Genomic DNA, 16,687 nt, shown 5'->3' on the forward strand with positions numbered 1-16,687 from the left:
TTGATGCAATGAGCACAATATCGACCGGTAATCCGCAAAAAACCCTGGAATTGCTGTGGAAACGCGTCAAGCAACAGGGTGACTTACCGGGTTTTTCCAATGTGGTCAGTATGATCATGAGCGCAGTACACGACGAGGGTGACCGCGAGTTCAACATGACCAAAACGGTATTGTCCGATCCGGCACTGACTCAAAAGGTATTGCGGCTCGCCAACAGCGCCATGTACTCGATGTTCGGGCGGGACATCAACACCGTGTCGAAAGCGGTCCTTATCGTCGGTACGGAATCAATAGGCCATCTGGCACTGAGCTCAAAACTGATAGATGGCCTGGCCAAGGCATCGGCAGCTTCGACAAACACCCACAATGAAATGGAAAAAGCAGTTCTCGCCAGCCATATCGCGCGACAAGTCACCGGCGCTGCCAGCGCTCGCGATGCTGAAGAAGCTGTTGTGTGTTCGATGTTGCATAACCTGGGTCGCATGATGGTGACTTTTTACCTGCCCGATCATTGGGCATTGGTACAGGCACGCTGTGCAGAGCAGGGCATCGAAGAAGCGCAGGCGGCGTGCGATACGCTGGGAATAGGGCTCGACGAGATAGGCCGGTGGGTCGGCCAGAAATGGGGTTTGCCGCCTGTACTCATCAACAGTATGCAGGATGTATTACCCAAAATCGTGGACGAACCGCTGGATCATGCCGCGTGGCTGGGCGCTGTTTCAACCATGTCCACCCACTGTGCCAAGGTGCTGTGTGATGAGACTGACGCCGGCTCTGCCGAACTGGCAAATATAGCAAACAGTTATGCCGATATGCTGGGGATGGATGGATCCGAAATGCTTACAGCCATCCAGGCCGGCCAGCAAGCCGCTGAAAAAGATACCCTGTTTATCAGCGTCGCTAAAACACATCCGCCTGAGAAGGTCTCCGCTGCTTCTGTACAAAGCGACCAGCCGGCAAACGCTGTGACGATTCTGGAACGTGGTGTAGCCGATATGCACGGTATATCAAACAAAGCCACGGCATACCAGATACTGACCATGGCACTGGAAACTGTTTATCAGGGTCTGGGCCTGAGCCGTGCCATTTTTTTCCTGCGCAACAGCAACGAAGGTAAGTATTTTGCCCGTACCGGCTTTGGCGAAAAAATGCAGGAACTCATGCCACGCCTGGTATTCAGTGATGCCTATCAACCCGACGTTTTTCATGCAGGTCTGGCGAACGACAAAATAATTTTTGTAAAGAACGCCAAAGACCCAAATTTTGTTAACAAGCTGCCACGCTGGTGGCGCGATGCGCTGCCAACGGCGCACAGTTTCGTCATTCTGCCCCTGACAGTAAATCGTCATCCGGCAGGCTTCATCTACGGTGACTGGGACACCACCCCTGCCGTTGACGGAATCCATATCAATACGGCTGAGCTCATGCAACTGAATGAACTGCGCTCAGTACTGGTGAGCGCAATTGAACAGCATTATCAGCAAAATTCCACATTACTCATTTGACTCAGAAGATTCCACAGCTCAGATACCCAGCATCAGCCGCGCCGGGTCTTCCAGCGCGGTTTTCATCTCCACCAGAAACTGCACAGCATCTCGGCCATCGATCAGGCGGTGATCGTAGGATAACGCCAGGTACATCATCGGGCGGATTACCACCTGGCCGTTCTCGGCGATGGGGCGCTCCTGAATTTTGTGCATCCCCAGAATAGCCGACTGCGGTGGATTCAGAATCGGCGTTGAGAGCAGCGAGCCGAACACGCCGCCGTTGCTGATCGAAAAGGTGCCGCCGCTGAGTTCTTCCAGAGTCAGTTGCAGCGCCTCGGCACGCTGGGCGAAGTCACCGATGGCGCGCTCGATATCGGCAAAACCCTTGCAGTCGGCGTCGCGCAGAATGGGTACGACCAGGCCGCGCGTGGTGGAAACCGCGATGCCAATATCATAGTAATCATGGTGCACGATATCGTTGCCATCAATGGCGGCGTTGACGACGGGGAATTGCTTCAGCGCCAATACTGCCGCTTTGGCAAAGAACGACATGAAACCGAGCTTGACGCCATGTTCGCGCTGGAAATCATCCTTGTAACGGGCGCGCAGGTCCATTACCGGCTGCATGTTGACTTCATTGAAAGTGGTGAGAATGGCGGCGCTGTGTTGCGCGGACATCAGACGTTCGGCGATGCGAATACGCAGACGGCTCATTGGTTCGCGGCGCTCGTTCCGGCCCTGGCGTGTGTCGAGAGGGGGAGGTGCGGGTTTAGACGGCGTAGCCGGCACTTCTGGCACTGAGGTTTGCAGAACAGGCTGCGCGACAGGTAACGGTTTCTCCTGCGCCAGGATTATCTCTACTTTCTCTTGCTGCCCGGGTATTGTTGTCGTCGGCGAAGGAGGCGTTGTTGTCTCCGGCTCGCCATTTTCAATCCGGGCGATCACCTCTCCCGCCGTCACCACCGCGCCGTTCTCGCGCAGCAACTCCACCAGTATCCCGGAAGCCGGGGCGGAAATTTCAAGTATGACCTTGTCGGTTTCCAGATCGATCAGGGTTTCATCGCGCACCACGGTATCGCCGACTTGCTTGTGCCATTCCAGCAGCGTTCCCTCGGTAATCGAATCGGACAGTTCGGGGGTTTTGACTTCGATCCGCATTTATTTGAGTGCCTCGTCTATCAACGCTTTGCGCTGTGCTTCATACACTTCAGGATAGCCTGCCGCAGGCGATGCGGCGAAAGGTCTGCCGGCATAGTTCAGGGTCTGCGTCGCCGCCATGCATTCACGCAGATGATGCTGGATGGAAAACCAGGCGCCCTGGTTTTGCGGTTCTTCCTGCGCCCATACCAGCTCGGTGGCGTTCGGGTAGCGCGCCCTTTCCGCGCTGAATGCGTCGCGTGGAAACGGATAGAGTTGCTCGATGCGCACCAGAGCAATATCGGTGATACCGCGTTCCTGGGATGCGTTGAGAAGGTCAAAATAGACCTTGCCGCTGCAGGCCACAACGCGACGCACGCGAGCGGCATCTATCGCATCGTCTGCGCCGATCACGACATTGAATTCGCCCGCAGTGAATGCCTCGAGCGGCGAGCTGGCCGGTTTGGCGCGTAGCAGACTCTTCGGCGTCATCACGATCAGCGGCTTGCGATACGGGCGCAACATCTGGCGGCGGATGAGATGGAACATCTGCGCCGCAGTGGTGGGCTGGCACACCTGGATATTGTCGTTGGCACACAATTGCATGAAACGCTCCAGCCGTGCCGAAGAGTGTTCCGGCCCCTGTCCTTCCTGGCCGTGCGGCAAAAACAGTGTGAGACCGCACAAGCGCCCCCATTTGGCTTCGCCACTGGCGATGAACTGATCGATGACTACCTGCGCGCCATTGGCAAAATCACCGAATTGCGCTTCCCAGATCACCAGTTCGTCCGGCTCGGCGGTCGCGTAGCCGTATTCGAACGCAAGCACAGCCAGTTCCGAGAGCAAGGAATCAATCACGACGAAATGCGGCTGATTCGGGTAGATATGTTGCAATGGCACATACTCGCCCGCATCCCAGCGTTCGCGCTGCTGATCGTGCAACACGGCGTGGCGATGAAAAAAAGTGCCGCGTCCGCTATCCTGACCCGACAGCCGCACCGGATAGCCATCGCGCAACAAGCTGGCATAGGCAAGTATCTCGGCCATTCCCCAATCCAGCGGCAACTTCCCCGCCGCCATGTCGCGGCGGTCGGCAAGAATCTTGGCTACGCGCGGGTGCAGCGTGAAGCCTTCCGGAACAGTACAGGCTTTTTCCGCCAGTTCACGCAATTGGGTAAGCGGCAAAAAAGTCTCTGCGGGATGTTTCCAGTCGATGTCGCGATAGGCTTTCCAGTTGGCGGCGAAGGCGCGTTTGTATAGCGACACGGCAGGCTGCACGATGCGTTCGTCGGTTTCCAGTTGTTCCCGATAAGCTGAAATCATATCCATTGACCCGGTCTCGCTGATCACGTCTTGTGCAGCCAGCTTGCCGGCATACAGCGTACGTGTGCCAGGGTGTTCGGCAATCTTGTGGTACATCAACGGTTGCGTCACAGCCGGTTCATCCTGTTCATTGTGGCCATGGCGGCGGAAGCACACCAGATCAATGATGATGTTCCTGCGAAACTCGCGCCGGTAATCGAGGGCGATCTCAACCGCCAGCAGCGCAGCCTCCGGGTCGTCGGCATTGACGTGCAACACCGGCGCCTCGATCATTTTTGCCACATCGGTGCAATACAGCGATGAGCGTGTATCGCGTGGGTCGGAGGTAGTGAAACCGATCTGGTTGTTGATGACAATGTGTATTCCGCCGCCATTGGTAAAGCCGCGCGTCTGCGACATGTTGAGGCTTTCCATCACCACACCCTGGCCGGAGAAAGCGGCGTCGCCGTGCAGGATCACCGGTACCACTTCGGTGCCGTCGTGATCGCCGCGACGCTGCTGACGTGCGCGTACCGATCCGCGCACCACCGGATGGACAATTTCCAGATGCGAAGGATTGAATGCCAGAGCCAGGTGTATTGTCCCGTTTCTGGTCGCCACATCCGTGGAAAAACCCTGGTGGTATTTCACGTCGCCGGTTAACGCGCCATCAACGTGGACCTGTGCCGGACCGAATATCTGCCCGAGTGGTTTACCCAATACATTGACCAGTACGTTGATACGTCCACGATGCGCCATGCCCAGCACGATTTCCTGCGCACCGCGTTGTGCCGCACCTTCAATCACACCGTGCAACATGGGAATCAGGGTTTCTGCACCTTCCAGCGAAAAACGCTTTTGCCCCACATAGCGAGTATGCAAGAATTTTTCCAGCGTCTCGGCAGCGGTGAGTCCTTCAAGTATGCGTTTTTTTTGTGGTGCATCGAACTGCGGTGTGGAGAGACAGCCCTCCAGCCGCGCCTGCATCCAGCGTTTGTGCGCATTGTCGGAAATATACATATACTCCGCCGTCAGCGTGCCACAGTAGGTGCGCCGCAGAATGTACAAAATATCGTTCAGGGTGGCCTGTGCAGGCGCTACCAGAGAGCCGGTATCAAATAGACGGCCATTATCGTCAGCCGTCAACCCGTAATGCGCCGGATCGAGTTCCGGAACTTCAGGCCGTGGAAAACGCTTGAGCGGATCAAGATCGGCATGACGCACACCGAGAAAACGATGCGCATTGATCAGTTGCAGTACGCTCACCTGGCGTACGTCACATGGCGTGCCGGATACAGTTAGAGGGGGTGGCGTCAGACTCCGGTCGGAGGCTGGCGGCAGCGCATCAAACCAGGCGCGCCAGTGTGGTGGCACGCTGCCCGGGTCAGCCTGATAAGCTCCGAACAACGCTTCCAGCAGTGGCGCATTGCCGGAAAACAGCGCGCTATGTGACTGCCATTGATCCAAATCAGTTTACCGTTTGTCCACCGCAATATAATCGCGCCGCACTTCCCCCACATACAGCTGACGTGGCCGGCCAATCTTGTTTTCCGGGTCGCCGATCATTTCGTTCCACTGCGCCACCCATCCCGCGGTGCGGGCCATCGCGAAGATGGCGGTAAACATGTTTACAGGAATGCCCAACGCACGCAACACAATGCCGGAATAGAAATCCACATTGGGATAGAGTTTCTTGGCGATGAAGTATTCATCCTCCAACGCGACCTGTTCCAGCTTGCGCGCAATCTTGAACAGCGGGTCGTCGTTCAGCCCCAGCTCATCCAGCACTTCATGGCAGGTTTCGCGCATCACTGCGGCACGCGGGTCCATGTTTTTGTATACCCTGTGGCCGAAGCCCATCAGGCGGAACGAATTGCTCTTGTCCTTGGCACGCTCAATGAAAGCACCGATGCGCGAAACATCACCGATTTCCTCCAGCATTTTCAAAACTGCCTCGTTGGCACCACCATGTGCTGGGCCCCACAGCGATGCGATGCCTGCCGAAATGCAGGCGAAGGGATTGGCACCCGAGGAACCTGCCAGGCGCACCGTGGAAGTGGAGGCATTCTGCTCATGGTCTGCATGCAGGATCATGATGCGTTCCAGCGCGCGCGTCAGTACCGGGTTGGCAACATAAGGCTCGCATGGCGTGGCAAACATCATGTGCATGAAGTTTTCCACATAACCCAGGCGGTTCTGCGGATACATAAAGGGCTGGCCGGTGTTGTATTTGTAGCTTCCTGCCGCAATCGTGGGTACTTTTGCCAGCAGGCGGAAAGCGGACACTTCGCGGTGGCGCGGGTCATTTATATCCAGCGAGTCATGATAAAACGCCGACAGCGCGCCCACCACACCTACCATCACGGCCATCGGGTGCGCATCACGTCGGAAGCCTCGAAATACCATGTTGATCTGGTCATGCAGCATGCTGTGCTGACGCATGGTGGCGTCGAAGTGCTGCTTCTGCTCGGCTGTGGGCAATTCACCATATTGCAGCAGATATGCCACTTCGATGAAATCGGAATGCTGCGCCAGCTGCTCGATGGGGTAGCCACGGTAATAGAGCAGGCCCTTGTCGCCATCTATGAATGTGATGCTGGAGCTGCAACTCGCTGTGGCCTGGAAACCCGGGTCATAGGTGAAATAACCCGATTTTCCCAGGCTGCGAATATCGATCACGCTGGGACCGAGATTGCCGGACAGCACGGGCAATTCGATGGGCTTGGCGCCGTTGTCAAAAGTGAGGGTGGCTTTAGTCGGTGGTTTCATTTTTTGCTTTCCTGTACGCAGCCATTCAATAATTATTGCCTGTTCGGGCTGAACCACAGACTGGTTTGTCTGGATCATATCCCACAGCTCGTTATCGCCCAGTTCCAGCAAGTCGCCGAATGCGATTTGCTGGCTGGATGGGAGATCGGGGTAATGCCGCTCCAGAAAATCCTGTAGCAGGATGTCCAGTTCGAGCATCCCGCGCCGGGCACGCCAGCGCAGACGGTTCAATTTAGGGCTCGTTCATGAATAAATGAACTTACGCTGGGGTCGCTTTGGGATGCAGCCCAAGGCGCGAGACGAGCGGTTGTGTCATTCACAACAAGCGGCTCGCAACGCCGGGATGCGCCCAAAGCGGCCCCAGCCCGAAGGGTTGCCGTGTATTCGGGATGGATGCTAGGCGCGAAGCGCGGCGAATGGTTGTTCCATTCGCAAGCTTTGCAACGCCGCAGACGCCCGAATACACGACAACGTAAGTCCATTTATTCATGAACGAGCCCTTAATCATGCACCGCGCTTTACCAGCAATGTTTTCATTTTACCAATTGCTGCGGTGGGATTCAGCCCTTTTGGGCAAACTGTCACACAATTCATAATGCCGTGGCAGCGAAACAGCCGATAGGGATCTTGCAGATTGTCCAGGCGCCGATCAGAAGTCTGGTCGCGGCTATCCGCAATGAAACGATAGGCTGCCAGCAGTCCGGCCGGGCCGACGAACTTGTCCGGGTTCCACCAGAACGACGGGCAGGCGGAAGAGCAGCAACCGCACTGGATGCACTCCACCAGTCCGTCCATCTGCGCACGCTGCTCCGGGCTTTGCAGGCGTTCGATCTCGGGTGCGGGGTCGGCATTATTCAGCCAGGGCTCAACCGAACGATACTGTTGATTGAGCGGTGTCATGTCCACCACCAGATCGCGGATCACCGGCAGACCCGGCAACGGGCGCACCTCCACCGGCTGCTTCAGGTCTGCCAGCGGAGTAATGCAGGCCAGCCCGTTGCTGCCGTTGATGTTCATACCATCCGAACCGCATACCCCTTCGCGACAGGAGCGGCGCAAGGTGAGTGTGCTGTCGAGGGTATCCTTGATCATCAGCAGCGCATCCAGCAGCATGTTGCCGGCCGGATCGATGTCCAGATCGTAGACCTGCATATGCGGCTTGGCATCCTGCTCAGGGTCGTAACGGTAAATGGAGAAACGCATCAGTAGGTTCGCTCCTTGGGTAAAAACGGCTCCACGGTGAGCGGCTTCAGGCGCACCGGCTTGGTATCGATCTGGTCGTTTTCACTTGTGTACAGGGTGTGTTTAAGCCAATGGTCGTCATCGCGTTCGGGATAGTCATCACGCGCGTGTGCACCGCGGCTCTCGGTGCGCGCCAGTGCCGAAACCAGCGTGGCGCGAGCCACGACAAACAGATTCTCCAACTCCAGCGCCTCGATGCGGGCGGTATTGAATACCTGGCTGTGGTCGGCAAGGCGGACGCCCTCCAGCCTGGTTTGCAGAATATCCAGGGCAGCGATGCCTTCACGCATCAGCACCTCGGTGCGGAATACGCCGCAATGCCTTTGCATCAGCGTTTGCAGCGTCAGGCGCAGATCGGCCACATTTTCCCCTGCGCCAGTTTTATTCCAGCGCTCCAACCGCGTCAGCGCTCCTTCAGCCGCGGATTCCGGCAACAGGCGCGCGAACGGGTTTTCACGCAAGGTTTCGATAATGTGATTGCCGGCAGCGCGGCCGAACACCACCAGATCCAGCAGCGAGTTGCCGCCCAGCCGGTTGGCGCCATGCACGGAAACGCAGGCGCATTCACCTACCGCGTACAACCCTGGCACCGGTTCCTCCGGCCCGAAGCGGGCTGGCATGACTACCTGGCCGTGCAGATTGGTGGGAATGCCGCCCATCATGTAATGTGCCGTCGGCACAATCGGGATGGGCTCATCAATCGGATCGACGCCGGCAAAGCGCAACGCCAGTTCGCGGATACCCGGCAGCTTGTCCTTGATGAGCGCCGCGCCGAGGTGGTCGAGCTTGAGATGGATGGTGTCGCCGTGCGGCCCGCAGCCGCGTCCTGCATGAATTTCCAGCGCCACCGCGCGCGCCACCACGTCGCGCCCGGCAAGGTCTTTGGCGTGCGGCGCGTAACGTTCCATGAAACGCTCGCCCCGGTTGTTGACCAAATACCCGCCCTCTCCGCGCACGCCCTCGGTAATCAGACTACCCGAACCAGGTAGCCCGGTGGGGTGAAACTGCCAGAACTCCATGTCCTGCAGCGCCAGACCTGCCCGTAACACCATACCCAGACCGTCGCCGGTATTGATGTGCGCGTTGGTGGAGTAGCGGAAAATGCGTCCCGCGCCGCCGGTTGCAAGCAGCGTGGCGCGCGCCTCGATCACCAGCGGCGCGCCGGTTTCGATACACAGCGCGGTCACGCCCAGCACATAGCCATCGGCGTCGCGCAGCAAATCGAGCGCGAAATACTCGTCGAAAAAATGGGTACGGGCCTTGAGATTCTGCTGGTGCAAGGTATGCAGCAAGGCATGGCCGGTGCGGTCGGCGGCAGCGCAGGTGCGCGTGGCCTGCGCGCCGCCGTAGTTCATCGACTGGCCGCCGAACGGGCGCTGGTAGATGCGGCCATTGTCCAGACGCGAAAAAGGCAGCCCCATGTGCTCCAGTTCGATCACCGCTTCGGCGGCATGGCGGCACATGAATTCGATGGCATCCTGGTCGCCCAGATAATCCGAGCCCTTCACCGTGTCATACATGTGCCAGTGCCAGTTGTCCGGCGTGACATTGCCCAGCGCTGCGGTAATGCCGCCCTGCGCCGATACCGTGTGCGAGCGCGTCGGGAATACCTTGGACACCACCGCCACCTGCAGGCCGGAACCGGACAACTGCAAAGCAGCGCGCAGCCCTGCCCCGCCGCCACCGACGATGACCGCGTCGAATTTGCGCTTGACCGGCATCATGATAAACGCCACAAAATCGCCGTCGCCCATACCACGCAAGCCGCCAGCCAGAGCAACGCTACAATATGCAGAGTCAGACGCAGCCCGAGCGGATGCACATAATCCATAAAAATATCACGCATCCCCACCCAGGCGTGCAGCGCCAGCGCCACCACGAATAACAATGTCGCGATGCGCATTGGCAAAGGCACGAACAATCCGCGCCAGACAGCAAAATCGAGCGGCCAATGCAGCGCGACCCACAGCGGGAAAAACAGCGAGTACGCGGCCAAAAGCAGTGCACTCACGCGTTGCACCAGCCACGTTGACAGCGCACCGCCTACCATAACCATCTCCCTGCAATGACCAGAGTCAGCAAGCTACTTGCCAGCAGCGTCACTGCAGACAGCTTGCGTGCCATGGTTAGTGCTGTGCCTACATGGATATCCAGCAGCAAAAAGCGCACTCCTCCCAGCAGGTGCTGCAAATAGATCCACAGCAATAGCGTCGACAGCACTTTGACCACCGGCATGTGCAGCCACTCGCGCAGCCGTGTGTAGCCGTCGACGTCAAATGAGATTTGCAGCAGATATAACAGTAGCGGCGTGACCAGAAACAGCACGGCACCGCTCATGCGTTGCAGGATGGACACCCACCCCGGCAAGGGCAGGTGGATTTTAAACAGGTTGAGGTAAACCGGACGGGACGGATACCGCACCGGTTTACTCCTTTGCCGCTTTCATCACTGCAGGCGGGATGCGTTCCATCAGACGTGCATCAAAAGGCTTGGGGAGGATGTAATCGCGTCCAAATTCCAGTTTGGTCAGGTTGTATATAGCCAGAACATCTGCCGGTACCGGTTCGCGCGCCAAATCCATCAGCGCATGCACGGCCGCTATCAGCATTTTTTGTGTAATACGCTTGGCTCTGGCATCGAGCGCTCCGCGGAAAATGAACGGGAAGCCCAGTATATTGTTCACCTGATTCGGGTAATCCGAACGTCCTGTCGCCATGATAAGATCATCGCGCGCAGCATGCGCTGCATCCGGCGTAATCTCCGGGTCCGGGTTAGCCAAGGCAAATACTACGGGCTTGTCCGCCATGCTCCTGATCATCGCAGGCGTCACCAGATTGGCCGCCGACACGCCGATGAATGCATCCGCACCTTGCATCGCATCGGCCAGCGTCCGTGCATCCGTCTCAGCGGCAAAAAAAGCATGATGCGGCGGCAAATCGGTCATGCCGGTGTGCAGGACACCCACCTTATCCACCACCAGCAGCCTGGATTTGTCCGCGCCCATGGCCAGCAACAAACGTAATGACGCGCTGCCCGCCGCACCGGCGCCCAGACAGACGATCCGGGCATCGGCCAGCTTTTTGCCCTGAACATGCAGCGCATTGATCAGGCCTGCGCAAATGATCACTGCCGTGCCGTGCTGGTCGTCGTGAAATACTGGGATATCCAGTCGTTCGGACAGCGCTTTTTCGATCTCGAAACAGTGCGGGGCGGCAATATCTTCCAGGTTGATCCCGCCAAACGTTGGCGCAATATTCACGACCGTATCAATAAATGCCTGCACACTGGGTGCATTGATTTCGATATCAAACACGTCTATTCCGGCAAAACGCTTGAACAGTACGCCTTTGCCCTCCATCACCGGCTTGGCGGCCAGCGGTCCCAGATTCCCCAGGCCCAGAATCGCCGTGCCGTCGGTAATCACCGCCACCAGATTGCCCTTGTTGGTATAGCGATAGGCCAGTTCCGGGTCGGCACCGATCGCACGTACCGGTTCCGCCACGCCGGGGCTATAAGCCAGCGACAACTCATGCTGGGTGGCACACGGTTTGGAAGATTCAACGGAGAGCTTGCCGGGTTTGGGAAACTGATGGTAATCGAGAGCTTGTTGTTTGAATGAGGACATGGGATTCCGGGATAGTTGATTGCGCAGTAGTTATAATGAAGCAAGCGAGCCTACATTGTAGGCAGTGGGAAATTATACCCTCAGCGCTACCATGCATGTGTTTATTATGAAAAATCAAACGTTTAAGATTATTTACTTGATCCTTATGTTGCCAACGGATAGGACACGCGAGTAAAACAGCGCAGCCAGAATAAAGCTTCGGCTAGTCCTGCCGATAATATTAATATAATGACATTCCATGTCGAATCTCTGCCAAACGGGATCATGACCAATTTCAATATGCCCACAACCAGTACAGTTCTGATACTTGATGACCAGGCGACCAGCCGCACTATCCTCGCCCAGGTCGTGCGCGGTATAGGCACCGGTATCAGCGTACAAGAGGAAACCTCGCCTTCCGCTGCGCTGGCCTGGGCGGCAGCCCACTCCGCCGATCTGGTGCTGGCAGATTATTTAATGCCCGACATGAATGGTGTCGAGTTTATTAGCCGCTTGCGTCAATTACCCGGCTATCAGCACGTTCCAGTCGTCATGGTCACCATCAAGCAGGATATGGAAACGCGTTATGCTGCACTGGACGCAGGGATGACCGATTTCCTGACCAAGCCCGTGGACATGCGCGAGTGCTTTTCACGCTGTCGCAACCTGCTGACGCAGCGCCACCAGCAACTGGCACTGGAAGACAAGAGCCGCGTTCTGGAAGATATGGTTAGCGTGGCCACTGAAGAAATCCGCTGCCGTGAAAGGGAAACCCTGATGCGGCTGGCTCGCGCTGGCGAATACCGCGATACCGATACGGCCAGGCATTTGCTACGCATGTCGCGTTATAGTCGCATACTGGCAGATGCACTCGGGCTGCCTGAAGAGGAAGCGGAGCTCATAGAACTTGCTGCGCCACTGCACGATATCGGAAAAATCGGTATTCCCGACAGCATCTTGCGCAAAAACGGGCCACTCACGGATGCAGAGATTGCCGTCATGCGCCAGCACCCGAAAATCGGTCACGACATCCTGGCAAACAGCCCGTCCAAGTATCTGCGGCTGGGCGGTGAAATCGCCCTGGCCCATCATGAACGCTACGACGGGTCGGGCTACCCGCTTGGCACTTCAGGCCAGGAGATACCGCTTTCTGCGCGCATCGTGGCTATCGCGGACGTACTGGACGCGCTTACCTCGGTACGTCCCTACAAGTCAGCCTGGAGCATCGAAGCAGCCATGCAGTATTTGCTCAAGGAAAGCGGCCAGCATTTCGATCCTGAACTGGTAAAAATCATGCTTACACTCGGCGCGAATGTGCAAAAAATACAGTCGGAATTTGCCGATCTCCCCTGACCCTCGCGCTTGAGGAATCTATAAATGTGCGCCATGATGCTGATATCCTCTTCTTCTCAGCATTTATTCTCATTCGCTTCCATCAGTCATATGTCCGTCCGCAATATACGCAGTGCGCCTACCTATCGCCAGACCGTGCTCATCATTGATGATCAACCCATGGTCCTGGCGATCCATACTGCCGTGATGAAATCCATTTCCATGGATTTGCGCATTGTAGCCATGACCGATCCCAAGGCCGCGCTCGAATGGCTGGGTCAAAAACAGGTAGACCTGATTGTCACCGATTACCGGATGTATCAGATGGATGGCATCCATTTCATCCATGCCGTACGCGATTCAAGAATCGAGCCCATGTGTCCGATAATCGTGGTGACAGCGCTGAAAGATGAAAATATTCATCAGCAATTGCTGAAAGCAGGCGTCACGGCCTGCCTGACCAAGCCCGCACGCGCAGCACAGCTGTCAAAAATAGCTCGTACCCTGCTCGAAAATGGCAGGCGGCAATACACTACGCGGTAAAGCAGACCAACCATGAGCATGCTGGGAAAAATGAAAATCTGGTTCACCGATCATGTTGCGAGATGCGACAGGGTGGAGCTTGAGCAATCGTTGATTCGGCTGGGTATCGGATTATCTATCTTAGCTTTCCTAATAGTCAGGCTAACTGTCCGCAATACGCTTACAAATAATGATTTGATAGCCATAAAAATTATCAGCGTCTTCTTATTTTTAACCCTTATCATAATTGGCACCATTCTTTATACGGGAAAATCTTCAGTCACTCGCAGACTCGCAGGTGCTTGGCTAGATCAAGGTAGTACCACTTTGTTTATGTTACTCACCGGGGAAGCAGGCGTCCTTTTGGTTGGTATATATTTATGGGTAATTTTTGGTAACGGGTTTAGATATGGCAACAAATACCTCTTCCATGCCCAAACATTAAGTGTTGCAGGGTTCGTTTTTACGTCACAAGTTAACCCATACTGGCTGGAACATACCACCATAGGTTATGGGCTGCTATTGATGCTAACCGCTTTGCCAATTTATGTCGCCGCATTAATTAGCAGAATGAACGAAGCCAAGCTTAAAGCTGAAGAAGCCAGCACCGCGAAAACCCGCTTTGTGGCCAACATGAGTCATGAGATTCGCACGCCACTCAATGGCATTATCGGTATCGGCACCTTGTTTAAAGCCACCCCGCTCAACAGCGAGCAACGGGATTTGCTCGACACCCTGGACAGTTCTTCCAGATTACTGGTATCCCTTCTGAATAATGTGCTGGATTTCGCCAAAATCGAGGATGGCAAACTGACTATCGAGCACACCAGCTTTTCCGTACATAAGCTGCTGGAAGAAACCGTAAAAATTTTTCATTCCAATGCTGAAGCCAAAAATATCCACCTGGATACCCATATCGCAACCACAACGGACATGCTGCGCGGCGATCCTCATCGGCTGCAGCAGGTGCTTGCCAATCTGGTAGGCAACGCGATCAAATTCACGGAACTTGGCGGCGTCACCCTATCCGTCACCTTGCTCGGGGAAGACGAGCATCACTGCAACCTACGTTTTGAAGTCGCAGATACCGGCGTAGGCATTCCCACCAGTGCACAGGGCAAAATATTTGAGAGCTTTACCCAGGCTGACATCTCCACGACCCGTCGCTTCGGTGGTAGCGGGCTGGGGCTGACCATTTCCAAGCATCTGGTGGAAGCCATGGGGGGACGCCTCTCTTTTGAAAGCGCAGAAAATATGGGCAGCCGCTTCTGGTTTGACATGCCGCTGGAAAAAACGCTGTTGACTCAGCCCGAACATGACTGGGTCGTGCCGTTAGCAGCTACGCGTGATGCCCACCTCGGTAGTTCGCTGCGCATCCTGGTATGCGAGGACGATGCCACCAATCAGAAAATACTGCTGCGCTTACTCGAGCTGGCCGGTCATCAGGCCTCTTTGGCCAACAATGGCGAAGAATTGCTCGACCACCTTGAACGCGCCAGCTTCGATCTGGTTATTGCCGATCTCAATATGGCGGGCATGAGCGGAACGGATGCCTTGAAGCTCTATCGCTTCACCAGGCCGGACGACACTCGCACACGTTTCATACTGCATACCGCCGATGCCACTCCTGGTGCGCGCCAGTCAGGCAAGGAAGCCGGGTTCGATGCCTTCCTGAGCAAACCTGTAGATGCCTCCACTTTGTTCAGCACCATCGCAAACCTGCTGGGCATGCCTGCCACCACCTCTGAAACCTGGCTGAATACGGTCATGGGCGGTTCCCATCCCAATCCGATTCCGGCCAGTTCGGAAACCAACGCAGTGCTGGATGCCGCCACGCTCAGCGAACTGGAAATCCTGGGGGCGGGGGATGCCTTGTTTGTGCAACGCCTATTACGCAACTATTTGCGTGATTCAAGCGAATTACTGGACAAGATCGAATACGCGGTCAAGCACAAACAATACGGCGCACTGCGCGACCATTGCCACGCGCTCAAAGGCAATAGCCTGAGCGTCGGTGCCCGAGGGGTCTTCGTCCGCGCCGAAACCATGGATCAAGCTGATCCTGGCGAACTGCGCTTTCGCGGTATCGCCATGCTCGGACTTTTACGCACTGACTACACAGCGGCGCGGGCTGCTATCGAAGACTATCTCAGTCGTCGGCAGACAGCCGCGCGCTGAGTCCTCATGCGATAGCTTGCTCTGCTATAGCCGGCTCCGTCACTTTGCGGTTCTGCGCCCGTACCAGACGCTCCATGATCTTGAGATCGCGTTCACTCAAGCGCAGCGCCGCATCCACCCAAATCTCGGTGATTTCGTATAATTCTTCTACAGTAAGCGGGTTTACACGCTGCTTGGCGCGCTGTATGGCCTGGAAAGAATTCAACGAACGGTGATTCTTGCGTATCCAGTCGTACAGGGCTTTTTCCCCCTGCCCGTCTTCGGCCAGCACATCCACCACTCCCATCCCATACAATTCCGTCGCTGTATAAACCTTGCCTGAACGCACCATGGTATCGGCCGCCTGCATTCCGATTTTGCGCGACAGAAAGCTGAACGCACCCATACCCGGAAAGAGATTAAACAGCACCTCGGGCAAACCCATTAACGCACTTTTCTCGGCGATCATCACGTGTGCGGAAAGCGCCGACTCGAATCCTCCCCCCATTGCCTGTCCCTGAACCAGGGAAATGGTCGTAATTGGGGCCCGCATATTGTAGTAAGTCCACACGTTATCAATGCACAACTTGGCATATGATAAGAGACCTTCTCGATCTTGTTGTGTAATTGCGCGGCGAAATGTGGCTAGGTCACCACCAAGATTAAACACTCCTGGAAGATCGGAGGCCAGAACCATGTAATTAGCCTGTTTAATTTGTCCATTGGTTACAACACGCCCTTTAAAGCTCTCAAGGTTATATTGATACATCAAGAGATCTTGTAAAACAGTTCGTGTAAAACATGGCCGAGGTTCGGGCCTCATGAACGACCACATGACACCATATTCTTCATCGAAACGGGTGCGGATCTGTTCAAAGTTGTCATTGCTGTACTGCTGGAATTCCACTACTGCGTTCATTATTTTCTCCTGGTATATCGAGGGATGACTCTGCCGGCGCATGTGCGCGTTGTCAGTGGTATCACAAAAATATTTCGGCGTAAATATTCTTTCTAATCAAAAATAAATATACTGCCTGATCGTTAGATAGTGTCGTCACGAGATAGCGAGCCAAAGCACCAAGCAGCGTATGCGGACTGCGGCCAGGAATGAGGAAGCGTTTTTAACGTAGCGCGT

General features: G+C 55.8%; 13 protein-coding genes and 1 pseudogene. 4 read left to right on the plus strand and 10 right to left on the minus strand.

Annotated features, from left to right (window positions below; genetic code table 11):
• Window positions 1-8: 8 nt before the first annotated feature.
• On the plus strand, window positions 9-1,505 hold the full coding sequence (locus tag EI185_RS16525; protein WP_124706255.1) for an HDOD domain-containing protein: 1,497 nt from the start codon (window positions 9-11) through the stop codon (window positions 1,503-1,505).
• Between the two features lie 18 nt (window positions 1,506-1,523).
• Here EI185_RS16525 and sucB read toward each other — a convergent pair whose 3' ends face one another.
• The 8 genes from sucB to EI185_RS16565 form a co-directional block, all read right to left on the minus strand.
• Complete coding sequence (gene sucB, locus EI185_RS16530; protein ID WP_124706256.1) at window positions 1,524-2,645, minus strand: dihydrolipoyllysine-residue succinyltransferase; 1,122 nt, start codon at window positions 2,643-2,645, stop codon at window positions 1,524-1,526.
• A complete protein-coding gene (locus EI185_RS16535; protein WP_124706257.1) occupies window positions 2,646-5,393 on the minus strand; it encodes a 2-oxoglutarate dehydrogenase E1 component in 2,748 nt (915 codons plus the stop codon). It abuts the gene before it with no gap.
• A 6-nt stretch (window positions 5,394-5,399) separates the two neighbouring features.
• Complete coding sequence (gene gltA, locus EI185_RS16540; protein WP_124706258.1) at window positions 5,400-6,926, minus strand: citrate synthase; 1,527 nt, start codon at window positions 6,924-6,926, stop codon at window positions 5,400-5,402.
• Between the two features lie 273 nt (window positions 6,927-7,199).
• Window positions 7,200-7,898: a succinate dehydrogenase iron-sulfur subunit gene (locus tag EI185_RS16545; protein ID WP_124706259.1), complete on the minus strand. Its 699-nt coding sequence runs from the start codon at window positions 7,896-7,898 to the stop codon at window positions 7,200-7,202.
• On the minus strand, window positions 7,898-9,661 hold the full coding sequence (sdhA, locus tag EI185_RS16550) for a succinate dehydrogenase flavoprotein subunit (protein ID WP_124706260.1): 1,764 nt from the start codon (window positions 9,659-9,661) through the stop codon (window positions 7,898-7,900). Before sdhA ends, EI185_RS16545 begins: the two co-directional genes overlap by 1 nt.
• Window positions 9,658-9,993, minus strand: coding sequence for a succinate dehydrogenase, hydrophobic membrane anchor protein (gene sdhD, locus EI185_RS16555; RefSeq protein ID WP_124706261.1), 336 nt, complete (start codon window positions 9,991-9,993; stop codon window positions 9,658-9,660). The genes sdhA and sdhD overlap by 4 nt, the downstream gene beginning before the upstream one ends.
• Window positions 9,981-10,358: a succinate dehydrogenase, cytochrome b556 subunit gene (sdhC, locus tag EI185_RS16560; protein WP_124706262.1), complete on the minus strand. Its 378-nt coding sequence runs from the start codon at window positions 10,356-10,358 to the stop codon at window positions 9,981-9,983. The genes sdhD and sdhC overlap by 13 nt, the downstream gene beginning before the upstream one ends.
• A gap of 4 nt (window positions 10,359-10,362) precedes the next feature.
• Window positions 10,363-11,562 carry a malic enzyme-like NAD(P)-binding protein gene (locus EI185_RS16565; RefSeq protein ID WP_124706263.1) on the minus strand — a complete coding sequence of 400 codons (1,200 nt, stop codon included), beginning with the start codon at window positions 11,560-11,562 and terminating at the stop codon, window positions 10,363-10,365.
• Window positions 11,563-11,826: 264 nt separating this feature from the next.
• Here EI185_RS16565 and EI185_RS16570 point away from each other — a divergent pair, with 264 nt between their 5' ends.
• The 3 genes from EI185_RS16570 to EI185_RS16580 all read left to right on the plus strand — a co-directional run bounded on the left by EI185_RS16570 (window position 11,827) and on the right by EI185_RS16580 (window position 15,573).
• Window positions 11,827-12,894 carry an HD domain-containing phosphohydrolase gene (locus EI185_RS16570; RefSeq protein ID WP_124706264.1) on the plus strand — a complete coding sequence of 356 codons (1,068 nt, stop codon included), beginning with the start codon at window positions 11,827-11,829 and terminating at the stop codon, window positions 12,892-12,894.
• A gap of 90 nt (window positions 12,895-12,984) precedes the next feature.
• Window positions 12,985-13,416, plus strand: coding sequence for a response regulator (locus tag EI185_RS16575; RefSeq protein ID WP_124706265.1), 432 nt, complete (start codon window positions 12,985-12,987; stop codon window positions 13,414-13,416).
• Window positions 13,417-13,428: 12 nt separating this feature from the next.
• A complete protein-coding gene (locus tag EI185_RS16580) occupies window positions 13,429-15,573 on the plus strand; it encodes an ATP-binding protein (protein ID WP_223247899.1) in 2,145 nt (714 codons plus the stop codon).
• Window positions 15,574-15,577: 4 nt separating this feature from the next.
• Here the strand turns inward: EI185_RS16580 and EI185_RS16585 are convergent, their stop codons facing one another.
• Both EI185_RS16585 and EI185_RS16590 read right to left on the minus strand, forming a co-directional pair.
• Window positions 15,578-16,471 carry a crotonase/enoyl-CoA hydratase family protein gene (locus tag EI185_RS16585; protein ID WP_124706266.1) on the minus strand — a complete coding sequence of 298 codons (894 nt, stop codon included), beginning with the start codon at window positions 16,469-16,471 and terminating at the stop codon, window positions 15,578-15,580.
• Window positions 16,472-16,606: 135 nt separating this feature from the next.
• Window positions 16,607-16,687 (minus strand): annotated as a pseudogene (locus tag EI185_RS16590) (IS5/IS1182 family transposase); the annotation flags it as partial.

The sequence above is a fragment of the Sulfuriferula multivorans genome (assembly GCF_003851125.1).
GTDB lineage: Bacteria > Pseudomonadota > Gammaproteobacteria > Burkholderiales > Sulfuriferulaceae > Sulfuriferula > Sulfuriferula multivorans.